Source organism: Bacteroidota bacterium (assembly GCA_016183775.1).
GTDB lineage: Bacteria > Bacteroidota > Bacteroidia > JABDFU01 > JABDFU01 > JABDFU01.
In genome coordinates, this window is sequence record JACPDY010000080.1 from 12,088 (window position 1) to 34,296 (window position 22,209).

Consider the following 22,209-nt stretch of genomic DNA (forward strand, 5'->3'; position numbering starts at 1 on the left):
ATGCCGTTCACACGAGCCAAAAATGTTTCATAAGGCTTTGTACTTAAGAACCTTCTCTTTTGGAGAGGGCAGGGTAAGGCAATGAGGATAAAATGTTGAAAATGTTCCCATATGTACTGTATTATTAATCCTTATTTTCGTTCGTTTTAAACTTAAACCATGCCAAGAGACAAATCAATAAAATCGGTACTTATAATCGGGAGTGGGCCAATTATTATTGGCCAGGCCTGTGAGTTTGATTATTCGGGCTCGCAAGCGGCCCGTTCGTTAAAAGAGGAGGGTATTGAAGTAACACTTATTAACTCCAACCCGGCCACCATCATGACCGACAAGGTAACGGCCGAAAACATTTACCTGTTGCCGCTTACTACCCAATCAATTGTTAAAATATTGGAGGAGCGAAAGATTGATGCTGTATTGCCTACCATGGGCGGACAAACTGCTCTAAACCTCGCTATGAAGTGTGATGAGATGGGGATATGGAAAAAGTATGGGGTGCGAATGATAGGTGTGGATATTGAAGCCATTGAGGTTACCGAGGACCGCGACAAGTTCCGTGCCCGTATGGAAAAGATCGGCGTAGGTATGGCGCCATCGAAAATTGCACGTTCGTTTTTGGAAGGGAAAGAGATCGCCCAGGACTTTGGGTTCCCCCTTGTGATACGTCCTTCTTTCACTTTGGGCGGTAGCGGAGGTTCGGTAGTTTACATAAAAGAGGATTTTGATCCGGCGCTGAACCGCGGTTTACATACGTCACCTATCCACGAAGTACTTATAGATAAGGCTGTTCTGGGATGGAAGGAGTTTGAGCTGGAGTTGTTACGGGACAAGAATGATAATGTGACGATCATTTGTTCGATTGAGAATTTTGACCCGATGGGTGTTCATACCGGTGACTCGATCACAGTGGCACCTGCGATGACGCTTTCTGACAGTACTTTTCAGAAGATGCGTACCATGGCCATTAAGATGATGCGTGCCATCGGAAATTTTGCGGGGGGCTGTAATGTGCAGTTCGCAGTTAGCCCCGATGAAAAGGAAGAGATCATTGCTATTGAGATAAATCCACGCGTATCCCGTTCGTCAGCACTTGCGAGTAAAGCTACCGGTTACCCGATCGCTAAAATAGCTTCAAAGCTTGCGATAGGATATAACCTGGATGAGTTGATGAACCAGATCACGCAAAGTACTTCTGCTTACTTTGAGCCGACATTGGATTATGTAATTGTAAAAATACCACGTTGGAACTTTGATAAATTCAAGGGCGCTAATCGTGAGTTGGGTTTCCAGATGAAATCGGTAGGAGAGGTAATGGCCATTGGCCGAAGTTTTCAGGAAGCATTGCAAAAGGCTTGTCAGTCGCTCGAAATAAAGCGTAATGGACTGGGTGCCGATGGAAAAGAAGTCAAAAACCAGGCCGAACTGCTTAAGAGTCTTGAACGGCCGAGTTGGAACCGTTTGTTCCATATTTATGACGCGATGAAATTAGGGATACCTGTAAAAACCATACAGAAATTAACTAAGATAGATCCGTGGTTTCTCAATCAGATCGAGGAATTGGTAATCCTCGAAAGTGAGATACATAAATACAAGATCGATGCTCTTCCCAAAGATATTTTGTACGAAGCCAAACAAAAGGGCTATGCCGACAGGCAGATAGCGCATATAGTGGATTGCCTCGAAAGTGAAGTGTATAAAAAGCGCACGGAAATGAACATTAACCGGGTGTACAAACTGGTTGATACCTGTGCTGCCGAATTTGAAGCGCGTACACCATACTATTATTCCACATTTGAAGACGAGAATGAATCGGTTTGTTCGGATAAAAAGAAAATTGTGGTGTTGGGCTCAGGACCTAACCGGATAGGACAGGGTATTGAGTTTGATTACAGTTGCGTGCACGGAGTATTAGCGGCAAGAGAGTGTGGTTATGAAACGATCATGATCAATTGTAATCCGGAAACAGTGTCAACCGATTTTAATGTATCTGATAAGCTTTATTTTGAACCTGTTTTCTGGGAACATATTTACGATATCATCAGGCATGAGAAGCCGGTTGGTGTGATTGTTCAGTTAGGCGGACAAACCGCGTTGAAGCTGGCCGAGAAGTTGGAGCGTTATGGAATTAAAATAATCGGTACAGACTTCAAGTCGCTTGACCTGGCCGAGGACAGGGGAAGTTTTTCCAAATTGTTGAAAGAAAATAATATTCCTTACCCTAAGTTTGGTGTCATAGAAGATGCCGAGCAAGCGGTCGGGCTGTCGAAAGATCTGGGTTTTCCTTTGTTGGTGCGCCCTTCTTACGTGTTAGGCGGACAAGGGATGAAGATCGTTATCAACGAGCAGGAACTGGAACAGCATGTAGTGAATATGTTGAAGGATATTCCCGGCAATAAGGTTTTAGTGGATCATTTCCTTGAAGGAGCAATTGAGGCGGAAGCTGACGCCATTTGTGACGGTAAAGATGTTTACATAATAGGAATGATGGAACACATAGAGCCTGCGGGTATCCATTCCGGGGATTCCTATGCTGTTCTTCCTCCCTTCGACCTTAGTGAAAAAGTGTTAAAACAGCTGGAAGATTATACTAAACGCATCGCTGTTGCGTTAAAGACGGTTGGGTTAATTAACATACAGTTCGCGGTGAAAGATGAAATAGTATATGTTATTGAAGCAAACCCGCGCGCTTCACGCACTGTGCCTTTTATTGCCAAAGCGTATGATGAGCCGTATGTTAACTATGCCACAAAAGTAATGCTCGGGGAAAAGAAAGTAAAGGATTTTAAATTTACGCCCAGGAAAAAAGGATATGCAATTAAAATACCTGTGTTCTCCTACGAAAAATTCCCGGAAGTGAACAAGGAGCTTGGCCCTGAAATGAAATCAACCGGCGAAGCTATTTATTTTATTGACGATCTTACCGACGAATATTTTCACACAATTTATTCGGAACGGAATTTGTACTTAAGTAAATGAATTGTTGATTTGGAAATTTGTTGAGTTGGAGAATTAAATCAATAATTCTCTGATCCAATAAATCTGCTATTTTAAAAATGAGAGATATATTTTTTACAATACTGGCAGTTTGGATCGTTTACCGTATCTGGAACGGTATACAAGTTGCCAACGCCAGAAATTTTAATGGCCGGAGTGAAGCTGAAAAGAGAGCAGGAGATGTATCAGTTGATTATGTTCCGCCCAAAAAAAACAACAAGGATAATGATGACGGGGAATATGTAGACTATGAAGAAGTAAAGTAAGTTAAATGTGAAAATGGAACGCTGATTTTTATGATGGTTATGATTTATTATGATTTGAATCTGCGTTAATCATAAAGATCATAATGATCTGTGTTCTATTAAATTTTATGAAAAAAACAATTTTGTAATTAAAGGCAATAATTAGTCATACTCAAATGAACAATTTCAATTTTAAAAATTTTGTACCGCACATTATCGCGGTTGTTGTTTTCATACTACTTGCCTCTCTTTATTTTAAACCGGTATTTGAAGGGAAAAAGATAAAGCAGGGTGATATTGTTAATTACACCGGTATGTCAAAAGAGATCGCTGATTTCCGGACACTATATAAAGAGGAGCCTTTGTGGACGAATTCAATGTTCGGTGGAATGCCGGCCTTCCAGATATCGGTCCTCCATCCTTCAAATTTGATCCAGTACGTAGACAAGATTTTTAAACTTGGATTACCACATCCTGTTAACCTGGTGTTTTTATATATGCTGGGCTTTTACATTTTGCTGCTGGTTCTTCGTGTTGATCCCTGGATGGGTATAATGGGTGCTATTGCGTTCGCTTTTTCATCTTATTTTTTTATTATCATAGAGGCCGGGCACAATTCTAAAGCTCATGCAATTGCCTATATGGCACCAACTGTGGCCGGAGCTATACTTGCATTCAGAGGGAGGTATTTATTGGGCGGAGCGCTTACTGCACTTTTTCTTGCACTTGATCTCTACGCGAATCATCCCCAGATCACATATTATCTTTTCCTATTCCTGATTATTTATGGAATTACAGAATTGATCAATTCTGTAAAACAAAAGCAACTTCAAAATTATGGAAAGTCGGTTGGTGTATTGGTGATCGCGGCTCTGCTTGCGGTTGGCACTAATGCCGGTAATTTGCTGGCCACTTATGAGTATGGAAAATATTCTACCCGCGGTAAATCGGAATTGACATTTAATAAAGAGAATAAAACCAGTGGACTTGATAAAGATTATGCAACTCAATGGAGCTATGGAAAAGGAGAAACGATGAGTTTGTTGATCCCCGATTTTAAGGGTGGGGGGTCGGGGTCGATTGGTGCCACAAATAAGCAGGCATTAAAGGATGTTGATGGTCAATTCAAAGAGTATATCGCTAAAGCCGATCAGTATTGGGGTGATCAGCCTTTCACTTCAGGGCCTGTATATACAGGGGCGATCATTGTTTTCCTTTTTGTATTGGGCTTGTTTATTGTTGAAGGTTCTCTTAAGCAGGCATTGGTCATTGCAACGGTATTGTCCATTTTGCTGGCATGGGGAAAAAATTTCATGTGGTTTAGCGAATTGTTTTTGGATTACTTCCCCGGTTATAATAAGTTCAGGGCCGTATCCATGATATTGGTCATCGCGGAGTTTACAATTCCCTTACTTGCAGTACTGGCATTTGATAAGTTAATAAAGACGAAACAAGGGCTTGCTGAAAAAATAAAATTGCCATTCCTGGCAAATCCTTCTTCGGTGAAGATTGCATTCTATATATCACTTGCGCTTACAGCAGGTTTGTCTTTGCTTTATTACCTGGCACCGGGCAGTCTGACTGCTTTTTTCAAAACTAATGAGTACAACGAATTCTATGACCAGATAACAAAAGGAGGCACTCCCGCCGATGTTGCCCAATCATTTTTAGATAACCTGGAAGGAGCCCGTAAAGCTATTTTTAAGGCCGACGCTATCCGTACATTCTTACTTATCATTTTAGCCGCAGGTGTTATATGGTTGTATTTTAAATCGAAAATTGAACGCATTTATATTGTCATTACAGTATCTTTTTTTGTGTTAGCCGATATGTGGAGTGTTAATAAACGCTATGTGAATAACGATAATTTTGTCGCACCTGTCCAGGTATCGAATCCATTTCAGCAAACCCAGGCAGATGCTAAAATATTACAGGATAAGGATCCTGACTTTCGTGTTCTTAATTTAAGTGTGAGTACATTCAATGATGCAAGTACTTCTTATTGGCATAAGTCAATTGGGGGCTATCATGGCGCCAAGCTGAAGCGATATCAGGAGCTGGTTGATTTTCATATCGACAGGAGTATTCAGGCTATTTCAAGTACACTGAAAAGCAGTCCGAATGATTCCGCTTTTCGTGCCACTTTTTCACAACAGCCGGTGTTGAACATGTTGAATATGCGGTATGTGATCTATAATCCTGAAGCGGATCCCCTGCAAAACCGATATGCACTGGGTAATGCATGGTTTGTAAATTCGATCAAATACGTGCCAGGTGCCGATTCGGAAATAACGGCGTTAAGTAATTTTAATCCGCGAACCACTGCAGTTATTGATGAGCGATTTAAGCTGGAACTGACCGGGTTTCAACATAAGAGTGATTCTTTGGCGAGTATTAAACTCACCTCTTACAAAGCGAATGAACTGGTATATGAGTCTAATTCATCAAGTGAACAGCTGGCAGTATTTTCTGAGATCTATTATAAGGATGGCTGGAATGCATATGTCGATGGACAGCTTATGCCGCACGTAAGAGCTAATTATGTGTTAAGGGCTATGCGCATTCCGGCAGGTAAGCACACTGTTGTTTTTAAATTTGAGCCTGCGGTTTATAATACAGGGGAAAGTGTTTCGTTTGCTATGTCGGCTTTGTTATTACTGACTGTTGCCGGAGCGTTGTACCTTGATGGGAGAAAAAAGAATGCTATGGAAACTAAGGGCTGAAAAATGAAAAAAAAAGTCCTCATAGTTGTTGGCACCCGTCCCAATATTATAAAGATCACGCAGTTTAAAAAACTGGCTGAACTTCATTTTCCTTCACTCGAAATAAAAATTGTCCATACCGGCCAGCATTCCAATGAAAAAATGTCGACCGTTTTTTTTGACGAACTGAATGTACACCCCGATTTTTTTATACATCTGACTGCTATAACACCTCTTTCACAGGTAGGAGAGATCATCGCTAAAATGGAGGATGTGCTGAATTCATATAAGCCGGATATGCTGCTTGTTGTTGGTGATGTAAATTCAACTATGGCGGCGGCGATAGCTGCTAATCGTATGGGTATAAAACTGACACATGTGGAGAGCGGTTTACGGAGTTTTGACCGGACAATGCCCGAGGAGATAAACCGTATCATTACAGATGACCTGGCCGATTACTTTTTTGTTACGGAACAAAGCGGTATAGATAATTTGTTAAGGGAAGGTAAAAGTAAAGAACAGATATTTCTTGTAGGTAATACAATGATTGATACGCTGGTGGCATTTAATGATCAGATAAATTCATCAACCATACTCAGTACGTTAGGTGTTGTCTCTCAAAGCTATGTACTGATGACTATGCACCGGCCATCCAATGTAGATACGGCTGAAGGTTTAAGGAATATATTAGACCTGATCACTGAGCTTACTGTTAAATACAATGTTGTTTTCCCGATACACCCCCGGACCGCCAATAATCTTATGAAATTCGGATTGATGCAGGGGCTGGAGAATAATAAGAAGGTTATTTTGACCGAGCCTCAGGATTATTTTTCCTTTCAAAAACTTATAAAAGAGAGTGTAAAGGTGATCACAGATAGTGGTGGAGTTCAGGAGGAAACAACTTTCATGAAAGTACCCTGCTTTACTTTACGTCCAAATACGGAACGTCCTGTAACCATTACTGTTGGTTCCAATGAACTTTTGCCGTTTAATGTTAAGTTGATAATGGAGCGGGTGTTAGCTGATAAAAAAGGGGGAGGTATACCACCCTTGTGGGATGGCAGATCTACTCATCGTATACTTGAATTAATCGATCGCAAAATTCTTGCTTAAGTTGAACAAGCGCGTACTCGTAATTACTTATTATTGGCCGCCCAGCGGAGGTTCTGGTGTGCAGCGTTGGCTGAAGACTGTGAAATACCTGAGGACTTTTGGATGGGAACCAATTGTATATACTGCTGAAGGCGGTGAAGCGCCTGCTATCGATAATTCACTTCAAAAAGATGTTCCTGAAGGTGTTGAAGTCATCCGCTATCCTATCTGGGAACCATATTCATTATACAAAAAAATTATCGGTCAAAAGAAGGAGCAGCGCATCAATACGGGGTTTTTGTCGGAAACAGCTAAACCAAAATTTACCGAGAAGTTATCCGTTTGGATCCGCGGCAATTTTTTTATTCCCGACGCGCGCTGCTTTTGGATAAAACCTTCAATAAAATTTCTCGTAGAATACTTACAAAAGAACCCTGTTGACGCCATTGTGTCCACGGGTCCCCCGCACAGTATGCATCTGATCGCGCAGGGATTGAAAGAGAAATTAAATATTCCCTGGTTAGCCGATTTTCGTGATCCCTGGACAGATATCGATTTTTACAGCCAACTCATGCTGACTTCCCGGGCCGATGCAAAACACAAACGGCTTGAAAAGGGTGTGCTTACTTCTGCAGATGAGGTTGTTGCTGTTAGCTGGCATTGGGCTGAAGATTGCAAAAAGATAGCGAACAGGCCCGTGCAGGTAATAACCAATGGCTTTGACCAGGATGATTTTTCAAGTGAACCGGTTGATCTTTATAAAGGTTTCTTATTTCACCACATTGGCGCGATGAATAAAGACCGTAATCCGCACAACTTCTGGAAGGCGCTGCGTGAGTTATGTACATCCGTACCGGGTTTCAGAGAGGATCTGAAAATAAAGCTTACCGGTAAAAATGACATTACAGTTGTTCAGAGTATAAGGGATAACGGTCTGGAGTTCTGTACAGAACGTATTGATTATTTACCGCATCAGGAAGTTGTACAGAGTCTGCGCCGTTCTCCGGTCTTGTTGCTGCCCTTAAACGATACTCCAAATACGCTCGGGATCATACCCGGAAAACTTTTTGAATATCTTGCCGCCAGACGACCTGTATTCGCTATAGGAAGTCTGCAAGGTGACACAGCGCGGATCATAAATGAAGTAAAGGCAGGTAGTATTGTCGGATTCAATGACTACGAATCTACAAAAAAGTTAATTTTGAAGTTTTATGAAAATTATAGAAACGGACAATTGAAACTGGAGTCAGAAACAATGATCGATAAATATTCGCGAAAAAACTGTACAGCTCAGATGGCGGATCTACTTAATAAAATTTCTTCAAAATGAACAGGCTTGGATTAATATTACCTTTTTTAAGAATTCTTTTGACCAGGCCGTCAATTATTCTTAAATCATTGTACCATATTGTGATCAACACTAACAGGAAAGACCATGTGATCGGAAAATATAATATGCCAAATGGATTACCTCAATTGGATATTCTTGATCTTTTGCCTGGTCTTAATGAAACCATCGATAACTATACTAACCTGGCAGGTACATCGTTTCCGATTGATATGGTTATTCTGAAGCAGCTCGCTAAAAAATATACCGATTGCGATTATTTTGAGATCGGTACCTGGCGCGGTGAGAGTATATCGAATGTTGCAAGTGTGGCAAAAAAATGTGTTTCATTGAGCTTGTCTAACAAGGAGATGAATGAGCTGGGATACGGAGAAAAATTTACCCGTGTTCAGCGTTTTTTTTCTAAGGACCTTTCGAATGTTGAGCATGTTGAAGCCAACTCAAAAACATTTGATTTCGAAAAGTTAGGCCAAAAGTTCGATCTTATTTTTGTGGACGGAGATCATAGTTACGATGGAGTTAAGATCGATACACAAAATGTATTTAATTTATTGAAAAATGAAAATTCAATAATTGTATGGCATGATTATGGTACCAGTTACGAAACTATTGATTGGGAGGTATTAGCCGGTATTTTGGATGGGACTCCTGAAGAAAAGCGTGGAAGTCTTTACCAGATAAGTAATTCTCTCTGTGCGATCTATATCAAAGGTGATTTTAAAACAAAGGTTTTGGATTACCCGACTTATCCCGACAAAAAATTTAAGATATCAATATCGGCTCAAAAAATATAATTGTTATTTTATTAAGTGTCCGAGATCAATATAGTACAATTTCCCTCCAAACCACTTATACTTTTCATCCGTCAAATAAATGCTGGTGTTGTTTTTGAAGGTGATGCCTTCCTTTAGCGTAACTGGAATACCTGTTTTAGTATGTTGGCCGCCAAAGAAATCAGAGCCTTTGAAGTGGTTGAAAATATTCAGTTTGTTTTCGGATAACAGGATCAGTGTTTTATTATCAGGACTTAGCGCAGCGCCTGTTACCCATCGTTTTGTTATTGTGCTGTCAAGTAAAATCGCTGTGTGTACACCGGGCACATTCGGTAAACCATAGCGTTTGCAATACTGTGATTCACCTCCGTTTTTTGAAAAAAGAAATATAGAATCATTGAAAACGACAAAGGCTTCACAGTCAAAGTTCTGTTTTTCTTTCGGAGGTGGAAACTGGTACTGATCCGAAAAACTGAAGTGAATGATTTCGGGTATTACCGTATCACTACCTGAAGCTATAGCTGTGTGCGGGATCTTGTAAATGCATAGGTTTTGCCTCCTGTTAGCGTTGTTCCCGCAATCGCATACATATACATTGCCCTGATTGTCCTGTGATATCTCTTCGTAGTCAATTGCCGTGGCACCTTGTAAATAAAGAGTCTTGAGCAAGTGACCGAGTGTGTCGATTTTGTAAATAACCGGCCCGTCCCCGCTGTCATTATGTGTCCATAATGTTCCATCCCGGTTTGCTGTAATTCCAGAGCTTTCGAAAATGTTTTTTGGTAGGTTAGCCAATGTTTTTAAATGTACTTTTTGCGACCACGAGGCGCTTACAGAAAGAATAACAGATATAAGTAAAATGTTTAAACGGATACGCATGGACCGGGTTCAGGAATAGACTGTAAATATATGAACAATAGGCCTTTAGACTCGTAAACTAAGACGTGTAAATGTTGTTTAAATGTATGGTTAAGGTTAAATTTGCACCTTATGCCACTAATATAATTTTTCGATAGAAAATGGTAAAGACAGAACCTTACGTTTCAAAGAATAAACTTCGTATCGCAACAGCAGCCTCTTTGTTTGACGGTCATGATGCGGCTATAAATATTATGCGACGGATCATCCAGGCCAGTGGAGCAGAGGTGATCCATCTGGGTCATGATCGCAGTGTAAAGGAGATCGTGGATTGTGCCATACAGGAAGATGTTAATGCCATAGCCATTACATCTTACCAGGGTGGACATATGGAATTCTTTAAATATATGCATGATCTGTTGAAGGAAAAGGATTGCGGGCATATTAAAATATTCGGCGGCGGGGGTGGAACTATTTTGCCGACGGAAATTGAAGAACTGCATAAATACGGTATTACACGTATCTATTCTCCTGATGATGGCCGCTCCATGGGCCTGCAGGGAATGATCAATGATATGTTAAGTAAGTGTGATTTTGCTACCGGTGCTAATCTGAATGGAGAATTAAAGCATTTTACAACAAAAAATCCAAGATCGATTGCCCGCTTGATATCAGCAGCCGAAAATTTTCCGGAAGAGTCGAAAGTTGTATTAGATGAGGTTCGAAAGCTTGCGGTTAAATCTAAGTCTCCTATATTAGGTATTACTGGTACCGGCGGTGCAGGAAAATCATCATTAGTAGATGAGTTAGTTAGAAGATTTCTTATCGATTTTAAAGATAAAACGGTGGCCATCATTTCTGTTGATCCTTCCAAGCGTAAAACAGGCGGTGCCTTGTTGGGTGACCGTATCCGGATGAATTCGATCAATAATGATCGTGTATATATGCGTTCCCTGGCAACGCGTCAGAGTAACCTTGCACTTTCCAAATATGTAAAGGAAGCGGTTGATATAGTTCGTGCCGCCAATTTCGACCTTGTAATTCTTGAAACAAGTGGTATCGGGCAAAGTGATACGGAGATCATTGAGCACAGCAATATGTCGCTATATGTAATGACTCCTGAATACGGTGCGGCTACACAGTTGGAGAAGATCGACATGCTCGATTTTGCCGATATAATAGCGTTGAATAAATTCGATAAGCGCGGGGCGATGGATGCGTTGCGGGATGTGAAGAAGCAATACAAGCGTAATCACAAGTTGTTTGAAGTGGATGATGAAAAACTGCCTGTATTCGGAACCATTGCTTCGCAGTTTAACGATCCCGGCATGAATCGTTTGTATAAAGTGGTAATGGATACGCTGGTGGATAAAACCGGCAGGACAGATCTTAAATCCGGTCTGGGAGCAAGTGATGAAATGAGTGAAAAGATCTATATAATTCCTCCCGCACGCACACGTTACTTAAGTGAAATTTCCGATAACAACAGAAAATACGATAAGTGGACAACTGAGCAGGCCGAAGTGGCCCAACGTCTTTACGGTATTCATAAATCGATCGAGGTACTTAATGATTCTAAGATCGATGATAGAGATAGCCTGGTAAAAAAATTGCAGGAAGCTTACGCAGAACTTGAATTTAAGCTTGATCCGGGTAATAAAAAGTTGTTAGCCGATTGGCCGAAGAAAGTTAAAAATTACAAAAACGAACATTATGTATTTAAGGTTCGTGATAAGGAGCTTAAAATTGAAACACATTACGAATCGCTTTCACATACCCAGGTTCCTAAAGTTGCAACACCCAAGTATGAAGCCTGGGGAGATCTGTTGAAATGGAGTCTGCAGGAAAATGTTCCAGGTGAATTTCCGTACACAGCAGGGGTGTTCCCATTCAAACGTGAAGGAGAGGATCCTACCCGTATGTTTGCCGGTGAAGGCGGACCGGAACGTACCAACAGGCGTTTCCACTATGTTTCCCTAGGTTTGCCTGCCAAACGTTTATCGACTGCATTCGACAGTGTAACGCTTTACGGACGTGATCCTGAATACCGTCCGGACATTTATGGAAAAATAGGTAATTCCGGCGTGTCAATTTGTTGCCTCGAGGATGCTAAAAAGCTGTATTCAGGTTTCAACCTCGCGGATACTAAAACATCTGTGAGCATGACGATCAATGGTCCATCTGCAATACTGACCGGTTTTTTTATGAATGCAGCTGTCGATCAGCAATGTGAACTTTATATTAAAAAGAACGGGTTGGAGTCAGAGATAAATAAAAAGATCACGGAGATATTTAAAAAACGCGGTGTAAGGCGTCCGCAATACCAGGGGCCACTCCCCGAAGGTAATGATGGTTTGGGTTTGATGTTATTGGGTGTGACCGGCGACCAGGTATTGCCTGCTGAAGTATATGAAAAAATAAAAGCGGAAACATTAGCCGCCGTGCGCGGAACTGTACAGGCAGATATTTTGAAAGAAGATCAGGCGCAGAACACTTGTATCTTTTCAACAGAATTTTCTTTACGTGTCATGGGTGATATGCAACAGTATTTCATCGATAAGAATATCCGGAATTTTTATTCAGTTTCTATTTCTGGTTATCATATTGCAGAAGCAGGAGCTAATCCTATTACACAACTCGCGTTTACATTGGCCAACGGATTTACTTATGTTGAGTATTATGTGAGCCGCGGAATGAACATTGATAAATTCGCGCCCAACCTGTCCTTCTTCTTTTCAAATGGTATTGACCCTGAGTATGCTGTGATCGGCCGTGTTGCACGCAGGATATGGGCCAAGGCGATGAAACAACTTTATAACGCGAATGAGCGTTCGCAAATGCTGAAGTATCATATTCAAACATCCGGCCGTTCATTGCACGCCCAGGAAATTGACTTTAATGATATACGCACCACCCTCCAGGCGTTATACGCCATTTATGATAATTGTAATTCACTGCATACAAACGCTTATGACGAGGCTATTACTACTCCAACGGAAGAATCTGTGCGGAGGGCTATGGCCATTCAGCTTATCATTAACCGTGAATTGGGTTTGGCGAAAAATGAAAACCCTTTACAGGGTTCGTTCATCATTGAAGAATTAACCGATCTTGTTGAAGAAGCTGTGCTGGCAGAATTTGATCGCATCACCGAGCGGGGTGGAGTATTGGGTGCAATGGAAACCATGTACCAACGCGGAAAAATACAGGAGGAAAGCCTGTATTACGAAACATTGAAGCATACAGGCGAATATCCGATCGTTGGTGTAAATACATTCCTTTCTTCAAAAGGTTCGCCGACAATTATTCCGCAGGAAGTTATTCGCGCCACAAAAGAAGAAAAGGAATACCAGATATCCATGTTGGACGAATTGCATAAGGGCAATGCCGATAGGTCGGTAAAGATATTGCGTGACCTGCAATTAACGGCTATTCAGAATAAAAATATTTTTGAAGGTATTATGGAAGCGGTAAAGTATTGTTCACTGGGACAAATTACCGGCGCGCTGTTTGAGGTGGGTGGACAGTATAGGCGAAATATGTAAGTTAAATCGTAATAGTTAAGTCTTGTCCTTACAGTTCTGGTTTTACTCAATAAGTTTTTTCGCACGTTTCTCAAAGAATATTGATCAAATGGAAAGGCGATTCAGAGCAGATCGATGATGTGTTGTTGAAAGGGAGTGAGGGTCTGAATTATCGGATAAGGCTAACATTGCCTTTAAGCCGCACTTCAGTATTTGTTTTGGTGCAATTTCCTTTCAGGTAATACACATAAGTCCCGGTCTCCATAGGATTACCTTTTTTTGTTCCATCCCAGCCATGGCTTTGGTCAAATGCTTCAAAGATCAGGTTACCCCAGCGATTGTATATTCCGAAATAAATATTTGTTAAGCCATTTCCTTCTACAAAGAGAATGTCATTTTTGCCATCATTGTTGGGTGAAAATATATTTGGTACAAATAGATCCGTTTCATCTTCGCAGGGTGTGCCCACAATGATTTCAAATATCGTTGTTGTCTTGCATCCATTTGGATCAGTAGAGGTTACAGTATAAGTGGTAGAAACTATAGGGCTTGCAACAGGGTTTTGACAGTTTGTGCACGAAAGTCCGGTTGAAGGAACCCAGTTATATGAAAAGCCCCCTACTAAATTAAGGGAGACACTTCCTCCTTTATTTATAGTTTGTTTAAAGGGTAGATCATTTTGTACAATTGTTGGCAACACTGTGACGAATTGCGTATGCTCAATACTGTCTTTTTTGCATAGGGTAATAAGGACTAACTTTCCAGAATACTTTCCGGATTTGTTATAAGTTACGACCGGATTTGTTTCGGTTGAGGTTAAGGGATTTCCATCCGGAAAAGACCATTGAAATTTGTACCCTGTAGTATCACAGGAATGGCCTATGACAGAGGTGTATGTAATAGGCTTGTTTTCGCACAAACTTGTATTAGTAGTATAGTCTAAGGCAAGTGATTTTCCTTCACAAAAATTAATGCAGATTTCATTGATGAAGGCATCGGCACCACCATACCAAAGACCAGTATTAGTAGAACCAGGTGATGTTTGAAAAGCTCCCGTAGTCACCGGATAACCACCATCTGTTGAAGCTGTTATGTATATGGAATTGCCAAATATGGTCATCCCTCCTCCATAGTCCATGTCATCTTCACCCGTTCCACCCAAATAAGTTGCGCAGACTTTTTGTCCTTTGGATGTAAATTTTATTATTAGCAGGTCCTCAACTGTTCCTCCAATTGGGTTACCAGAACCTCCGTTAAATATAGGTTGCCAGGTACATGTGTCAACAAGAGAAGGTGTGGCAACATCTTCTGCCTCCATTAGTAAATAAATATTGTTTTTTTTATCAGTAGTTATACCCCATGCCCATTCATATTCAATAGTTCCATAAAAAGTACTCCATGCGGGAGTTCCAAGGGAGTCTAAATTTAATACAAACGCATCTGACCACCCGCCAGCCATAGCCATTTGGAATCCGTTTATTACAGGGAAATCGGCTGAGCTAGTATAGCCGGCTACAACAATGTTTCCCTGGCTATCAATAGCAATACTTTTGCCTTCCTCAACAGAAGTTCCGCCGTAATATGTTGCCCAAAGGCGTGAGCCGTCAGATTTTAGTTTCACTATGATTACATCTGCGTTTCCACCGTAATTAATTTGGAATGCTCCTGTTGTTATCGGAAAATCAATTGAATTGGTGTAGCCTGAAAAAACAACGTTACCAGAAATATCTATAGTAACGCAATTTGCATAATCATCAGAAGTGCCACCATAAAATGTGGCCCAATTTCTGCCACCTGTTGATTTTAATTTTACTATAAAAGCATCCTTGTTTCCACCCGCGTAAGTCATTTGGTATCCGCCCTGTACAGGAAAATCAGAAGAAGCCGTGTTTCCGGAAATATATACGTCTTCTGATTTATCTGTAACGATTCCCCTGCCAATGTCGTCGGCGATACCACCATAGTAAGTTGACCAAGAGCGTGTTCCTGTCGGATTAAATTTTACAACAAAAATATCATAAGTGCCCCCTCCATGTGAAGTTTGAAATCCATTAACAATTGGTAAATCACTCGAATCCGTATGGCCGGAAATCAAGATGTTGTTACTGAGATCTGAAGTAATACAGTTTCCGTAATCGAATCTGCTTCCCCCATAATAGGTTGCCCAAATTCGCGTACCGGTCGGATTGAATTTTACAACGAAAGCATCACTCAAGCCAGAATTTGTTGTTTGTGAAGCTCCCAGCATAGGGAAATTAAAAGATTCAGTAAATCCTGTTATTGCAACATTGCCCAAATTGTCATTAGTTATTCCAGCACTATAATCATTATTAGATCCCCCATAATACGTTGCCCAGGGGTCAATCACCAAAGGATAGGAAGCGTTAAAATCAGCAAGCGAAAAATTAATAATTGCTTCACCTTCAGTAACAGGGGTTAAAACATATTTTGCTTTTACATCAACAATTTTACCGTTTATGTTTTGATATACTTTCGGTATTGATTCTGAAAATTCATTCACACTTGTTTTAATTATTAATGCTCCTTCACTATTTATGCGAATGCTTTCAGCACCTTTCCAGTATAGTTTTATCTGATTAGGGTCGGCATGAGGTTGAACGATGATGTCGTATTTAATACCGGTTGCTCTGTTGCCGTAATAGATAACATCAATATTGTTATAAATATTTTTGCAGATTATTTTGTTGTATTGCTTTACATTGGTTATCCCTTGGGGGCAATGAGCGTAGTAGTAATTGTTATAGCCATCAACCTCATCCTCATTGATCGTACCTGTATTTGCATTGGATCCGGCAAAGTTCATATCCACACGATGTATTTTAATAGATAGCTTTTGCATTAACTCATCTTTCATTTTTTGTTTTGTCGTGGGACTTACCTTGCCTGCTTTTTCAGCTTCTTCAATTTGTTCTTCTATTTCGTGCGTCACTTTGCTTACATCACTATATACATAGCTTATACCTGTTTTGCGTATATAGATATCCGCACCGCCACCATCGCCTTTGTACAAGACATCGGGGCAGAGTTTGCCATTCATGTCGGCGATTTGTCCTTTGTTGGGTGTAAATCGTAAGCCGCTGCCATTGAAACGTTCAGTAAATTGAGCTTGTTCTTTTTCGGTGGGTTTTTGTTTATGTGAATTGCTGTTCGCAAACAAGTTGAAGGTAATAAGCAGGACAACCATATTAAATGCAATTCTCATTGTACTAATTTAAGTAATTGAAAATTTATATATGTGAGAATACAGCTTCCATCTATTCCAGCGCCCTCTTATTAAATATAGTATACCCAAAGTGGAACAGGAAAGTTAAGGGGGCTTTTTCCCGGTCATAATAATTCATACTTATGCTGATGGGTCCAACGGGTGTTGTGTAAACACCTGCGACAGTTGCAATGTAATGTTTGGTATCAAATGCTCCCCCATAATAGGCTTTTAAGTCGGAGCCTTTTAAAATTGACTCATGCGGTAAAAACACATATCCTTCTATGCGCAATTCCAGGTTTTTTCTGAAACTGATAATATTTTTCAATCCCCCTGCTATATAGTTGTTGGCCCGGTAGTTTTCAAGGAACAGAGTCCGCGTTTCAGGCGTTGGTTGAAAGGCGGGAGCAATTAAAATGGTTGAGGCATAATTGACTGATAAGATCTGGTTGGAGTAAACACCTTCCATTCGTACGCCAAGTTTGATACGGCTCCGGTAAATGAAATAATTGTCATACACCGCTTTAAGCTGCACCCATTCTTTCAGCTGCCTGAATGTGCCAATATCAATACCTGTAGATCCCGGTTGGTTAAATTCTTCTCCTGTACAGTAGCGTGCTTTCAATAGGAAATAATGACCTTCACTCGGGTAAAGTTTTCTATTAAATGTATTTTTCTCATACATAATATACGACGTAAATAAGTTCAATTCATCTACATCAGCAGTATCCTGCTGTGTAAATTTGTCGGTTTGGTAATATTCGTTTACAATGGTCGCGTAAGATGCTCCTGCCAAAATTTTTCCATTGTAAACGGCAGGGGTGCCAATGTCCAATCCCGCATATTGATCACCTTGTATAAGGTATGACGGTTTTACATCGGCAAAAAACAATTCACTGCTTTTATAATAATCCCAACGGTTATAGGTAATGGTCGGTTGTACGTAAAATGGAATGTGTGTGGGAAAATCAATACGGGCTTTTAGCTGGGCCGAACTGTATAAGCGGCCGAAATAAGTGTTGCCATAGATGCTTACGGCTGTTTTTCCCAGGAAATTGTATTGCAAACCTACAAAGCCCTCGCTGATAGGGCGGTTTGATAAATTGCCCCCGAAAAATGCTACAAGGTCTTTTTCTTTTTTTACTTTCAGCTGCAGGTCATAAAATCCGTTCTTTTCATTGAATGTGGCTTTCGGAAATATGTTTTTTATCTTATCATCGTTGATCAGTTTGAAATATTGTTTTTTCATTTGCGGAAGACTGAGTGGTTCATTTTTGTGTTGAATGCTTTTCTGAATATAGTGCGATTGGTTTTTATTTACCCCTTCCACAGTAATCTTGTCGAAAAACATTTCATGCTGACCTTTCAAGAAAGTTGTACGTTTTTTATTCAGTTCGGTGTTGTCGGATCTGCGGCTTACGGCTTCTTTAATTTCATTTATTTTTCGTATTGTGCTCACGTAACCGCTATCGATAAGCTGTTGCGGGTTGTTAAAATCAAACGGACCAATATTTGTTTTTGGCTCAATTAAGGTGCCTGTTTCGCACATAAGTCCGAAGTTAGTGGTGGTCATCATCATGCTCCGGATCTGCGATACAATATTGTCATCGGTGGCAGGTGCCACATTGCCTGTAACGGTGCTTCCAATGATATAGTCGGGAAAAAAATCATTATACATTACATCAGAAGGAAAGTTGTTGTAAAGGCCGCCGTCAAATAGTAGTTTGCCATTTACTATAATGGGTTTCAGATAAAATGGATATGAAATGGAAGCACGTATGGCTTCTCCCAGGTCGCCATTTTTAAAAACCACTGATTCATTGGCATCAATGTCTGATGCAACGCAGCGGAACGGGATCATGAGGCTGTCGAAGTTATATTTTGCCGCGGCAGCGCTTTTTCCATATATTTCCATCAGGCCGAAATCGACAGGGAAGGAGTTAATGATGTTGGTTGGAAGCGAAGTTTCAATCCCTGAGTTAAACGAAATTTTGAATTGGATCCAGGAGGCGTTGTCATCATCCTTTTTAAAGTAGTAATTGTATTTGTTTTCGATCTTTCCAAGAGCCAGGTTTCGAAAGGTTTCCGATTTAACCAGTTTTTCAATTTGAGCAGGGGTATAACCTATAGCGTACAACGATCCAACCATAGCGCCGCTTGATGTACCGCATATATAATCAATCGGAATATTGTTTTCTTCCAGCGCTTTTAACACGCCAATATGCGCAAGGCCATTTGCACCTCCTCCACTCAGCACAAGTCCCACTTTTTGAGAGAAGCAATGGAAAGCAATAAAAAGCGTAAGGATTAAAAGATGAAGCCGTTTTGCCTTCATTAGGCCTGGTTAAAGTTTGGCAAAACTACGAAAAATTAGGCTTATGAGCTTCTTATACCAACTTGCCATCAAGTCTGATAAAATAAATCGTGAACTTGATGGCTTAGTTGGTATTATGCCCCGCGTATTTGGCATTCTTGTTGGCGGTTTGGTATTATACGGTTAAGGATCCAATAAGCCTGATGAAATAGGAAGGAGCATATTGCAGCCGACTTCCATACCATGAGAAGAGCTCACCGTCAACCAGTTTTATAATAGCATTTGGACATGCTTTTTGAAATTCCGCCATATGTTTTTCTTTGAAAGGAAAGGGTTCTGACGACAATAATATAAGTTCAGGATCATTTTTTTTCAATTCATCTGCGGTTATTTCGGGATAGCGGCTATTACCCTTGTTCCGGAAAATGTTTTGAAATCCGCACAGGCGAAGCATTTCATCAATAAAGGTGCCCGGGCCTGCGCACATAATTGGTTTGTTCCAGATGAGGTAAGCCGTCCGGATTTTTTTTCGTTTAATATTAAGTCCTTTTAATTTTTCAAATTCTTTTATAATTGTGCCTGTCAATTTTTGCGCATTCTCTTTTTTATTGATTATTGAGCCTGCTTCCGTGATCATATTTATCGCATCATCCAGGTTTTTTATATCGCTCATCCAAACAGGGTAATGGCGCATTAATTCTTCTATCTGTATTTGTTCGTTCTCTTCTTTATTGCCAATGATCAGATCGGGTTGAAGGACTTTAATCTTATCAAAGTTGAGTTGCTTGGTTCCGCCAACACGTGTTTTGTTTCTGAACCATTCATCGGGGTGGATACAAAATTTTGTTATACCCAATACTTTTTCGCCGGCCCCCAGATCGTATAATAATTCTGTTTGCGATGGAACAAGCGATATGATACGTGTTGGAGCCTCTTTAAGTTCAATTGTTGTGCCCATTTGGTCAACCAGGCGAATCATGCTTGTTCTTTTTATTTTTTAAAGATAGGCTTTTTACTGTTTTTAGTTATACCGGTTCTTAGTCAATTTAAGGATTTTTCATCTGCCTGACCGGCAGGCAGGTTGGCTTAGAACCGTAAATGCCGCCTCGGAACTTTCTTAAACTGAAGTAGTGGCGGTATAAATAAGGGTATAAAATTTTGCTGTGGCGTAGGGAAATTATTTTAAAAATATTTTCTAAAGAGCTGTAGTTAAAAATATTTTTCTATTGTTTTTTGAGTTATTTCAACAGTCAGCGGTTTGTTCTGAAATTCGGTTACTTCATCAATCTCATTCGCTCTTTTTCGGTCATCGGGATTTAATGAAGTGCTTAGCATAATAATCACCACTTTTGATTTTAGCTTCTTATCTAATTTTGCGTACTCTGCGAGAAAGTCAAAGCCGCTCATGCCAGGCATATTAATATCAAGATATATAAGATCTGGTTTAGGAAGGAGTTCGGATTGATTTTTTATATAATTCAATCCTTCAATGGCATTGAGAGCAACTTGTATGTGATTACAAACATTAGCTTCTTTGATGGTTAAAGTATGAAATTCATTATCGGCGGTATTGTCGTCTATCAGGAGAATGCAATTTATTTTTTTCATTTGTATATATTTTTAGATGTTTAAAGGTCATTTTCGGTTTGTTACCCCTTTTGGCGTGATTCATAGGAACGATGGTTTATTTAGATCTTTTTTGAGATGCTGAAATAAAAAGTTACTCCTTCATTTAGTTCTGACTTCACCCATATTTTTCCATGATGTAAAGAAACGATCTTTTTGCAGGTAGACAGCCCGATGCCGGTGCCCGGATACTCAGTGGCCGGATGCAAACGCTGAAAAATAATAAAAATTTTGTCCTGAAATTGTTTTTCTATTCCAATGCCATTGTCTTTTAATGAAAAAATATATTCGGTGTCTTTTTCTTCGACGGAAATTGTTATTTCAGGCGCAATATTTTTCTTGTGGAATTTTATCGCATTGCTGATTAGGTTCTGGAAAAGCCGCTTAAACTCCATTTCACTCCCTCTTAAAACAGGCAGTACAGATGAGGTGATCTTTGCATTATTTTCGGTAATGGAAGCTTCCATGTCAGCAATAACTTCATTTAAAATTTTATTGCAATCAATGGATACGAATTCGATGTTTTTTCCAACTCTTGAAAACTCGAGTAAATCCTTAATCAGGTTTTGCATTTTGTAGGAAGCAGCGACTATAAACGTGATATATTTATCAGTGTCCTTATCTGATTTTCCTGAATATTTTTTTTCAAGCAGTCCGATAAAATTGGAGATAGTCCGGAGAGGTTCCTGTAAATCGTGTGATGCTACATAAGCGAACTGTTCTAATTCTTTATTTGCATTTTCCAGCTCTATAGTCCGCGCTTTAACTTTTTGTTCTAGTTTCTGATTGAACTCATTTAAAATTTTAGTTTGCTCCTGAATTTGTGTCAACATTTGATTGAAAGCGTCAGTAAGTAAGCCCAATTCATCATTGCCCGACTTAGCAGCACGTACAGAATAGTCTTTTTGCTCGGAAATTATTTTAGCTGTTTTAGCCAGATCGAGGATAGGTGTTGAAATGCTCTTTTCAAGAATCCTGGAAAGCAGGTAAGTCAGCATAAAGGATATGATGATCACCAGGGCCATAACTAAGCTATAGATAAGAAGTCGTTCATTGATATCTTTCAGGTCAGATTTCAGGTATAATGTACCGAGTTGTTTATTTCCTTCTATAACGGGCTCAAAGCCTTCCAGGTGGGATTCCGAGAAACGATACCCTTCTGGTCCCGGCTTAACCGGGCAAGTGTTAATTCCGGTAGTGCCGGAATAGCCTGCAAAAAAAATACCGTTTTTATCATAAAGACAAGCTTCTACAATATGCGGTTCTGTTTTCAGTGAAGATAGAATTTCTTTGGCATTTTCAGGATCATTAAAGGCGATTGCTGCGGTACTGTTGGAAGAAATGATTTTTCCAATAGTGGAAAGTTTATTCATTATCGTTTTCCGGAACTTATAATATTCGTAAGCAAAGAATGTGGTGCATGTTACAAACAAAACAGCTCCGCTGATTAAAATGATAATTTTTATCAGTTTTTTTTGTATGGGCAAATCTTTAAACGCCATCGGTT

Annotated in this window: 13 protein-coding genes; 7 read left to right on the forward strand and 6 right to left on the reverse strand. The window is 40.1% G+C overall.

The window, feature by feature from the left end; all coding sequences use genetic code 11:
• Positions 1-159: 159 nt before the first annotated feature.
• From carB to HYU69_10135, 6 genes are all read left to right on the forward strand, one after another.
• Positions 160-2,976 (forward strand): carbamoyl-phosphate synthase large subunit, encoded by a 2,817-nt coding sequence (carB, locus tag HYU69_10110; GenBank protein MBI2270692.1) that lies wholly within the window; start codon positions 160-162, stop codon positions 2,974-2,976.
• A 77-nt stretch (positions 2,977-3,053) separates the two neighbouring features.
• Positions 3,054-3,260: a hypothetical protein gene (locus HYU69_10115; protein ID MBI2270693.1), complete on the forward strand. Its 207-nt coding sequence runs from the start codon at positions 3,054-3,056 to the stop codon at positions 3,258-3,260.
• A gap of 155 nt (positions 3,261-3,415) precedes the next feature.
• Positions 3,416-5,962 carry a YfhO family protein gene (locus HYU69_10120; protein ID MBI2270694.1) on the forward strand — a complete coding sequence of 849 codons (2,547 nt, stop codon included), beginning with the start codon at positions 3,416-3,418 and terminating at the stop codon, positions 5,960-5,962.
• 3 nt (positions 5,963-5,965) lie between these two features.
• Entirely contained in the window at positions 5,966-7,057 is a 1,092-nt protein-coding gene (wecB, locus tag HYU69_10125) for a UDP-N-acetylglucosamine 2-epimerase (non-hydrolyzing) (GenBank protein MBI2270695.1), read from the forward strand.
• Position 7,058: 1 nt separating this feature from the next.
• Positions 7,059-8,366, forward strand: a complete 1,308-nt coding sequence (locus HYU69_10130) for a glycosyltransferase (GenBank protein ID MBI2270696.1) — start codon at positions 7,059-7,061, stop codon at positions 8,364-8,366.
• A complete protein-coding gene (locus HYU69_10135; protein ID MBI2270697.1) occupies positions 8,363-9,178 on the forward strand; it encodes a class I SAM-dependent methyltransferase in 816 nt (271 codons plus the stop codon). The genes HYU69_10130 and HYU69_10135 overlap by 4 nt, the downstream gene beginning before the upstream one ends.
• Before the next feature lie 3 nt (positions 9,179-9,181).
• Here the strand turns inward: HYU69_10135 and HYU69_10140 are convergent, their stop codons facing one another.
• Positions 9,182-10,036 carry a hypothetical protein gene (locus tag HYU69_10140; GenBank protein ID MBI2270698.1) on the reverse strand — a complete coding sequence of 285 codons (855 nt, stop codon included), beginning with the start codon at positions 10,034-10,036 and terminating at the stop codon, positions 9,182-9,184.
• Positions 10,037-10,176: 140 nt separating this feature from the next.
• Between HYU69_10140 and HYU69_10145 the strand changes: the two genes are divergently transcribed.
• Complete coding sequence (locus HYU69_10145) at positions 10,177-13,560, forward strand: methylmalonyl-CoA mutase family protein (GenBank protein ID MBI2270699.1); 3,384 nt, start codon at positions 10,177-10,179, stop codon at positions 13,558-13,560.
• Positions 13,561-13,708: 148 nt separating this feature from the next.
• Here the strand turns inward: HYU69_10145 and HYU69_10150 are convergent, their stop codons facing one another.
• From HYU69_10150 to HYU69_10170, 5 genes are all read right to left on the reverse strand, one after another.
• Positions 13,709-16,762: an SBBP repeat-containing protein gene (locus HYU69_10150; protein MBI2270700.1), complete on the reverse strand. Its 3,054-nt coding sequence runs from the start codon at positions 16,760-16,762 to the stop codon at positions 13,709-13,711.
• A gap of 52 nt (positions 16,763-16,814) precedes the next feature.
• Positions 16,815-19,097: a patatin-like phospholipase family protein gene (locus HYU69_10155; GenBank protein ID MBI2270701.1), complete on the reverse strand. Its 2,283-nt coding sequence runs from the start codon at positions 19,095-19,097 to the stop codon at positions 16,815-16,817.
• A 154-nt stretch (positions 19,098-19,251) separates the two neighbouring features.
• On the reverse strand, positions 19,252-20,055 hold the full coding sequence (locus HYU69_10160; GenBank protein ID MBI2270702.1) for an ABC transporter substrate-binding protein: 804 nt from the start codon (positions 20,053-20,055) through the stop codon (positions 19,252-19,254).
• Between the two features lie 230 nt (positions 20,056-20,285).
• Positions 20,286-20,684, reverse strand: a complete 399-nt coding sequence (locus HYU69_10165) for a response regulator (protein MBI2270703.1) — start codon at positions 20,682-20,684, stop codon at positions 20,286-20,288.
• A gap of 80 nt (positions 20,685-20,764) precedes the next feature.
• Positions 20,765-22,204, reverse strand: coding sequence for a HAMP domain-containing protein (locus tag HYU69_10170; protein MBI2270704.1), 1,440 nt, complete (start codon positions 22,202-22,204; stop codon positions 20,765-20,767).
• Positions 22,205-22,209 lie beyond the last annotated feature (5 nt).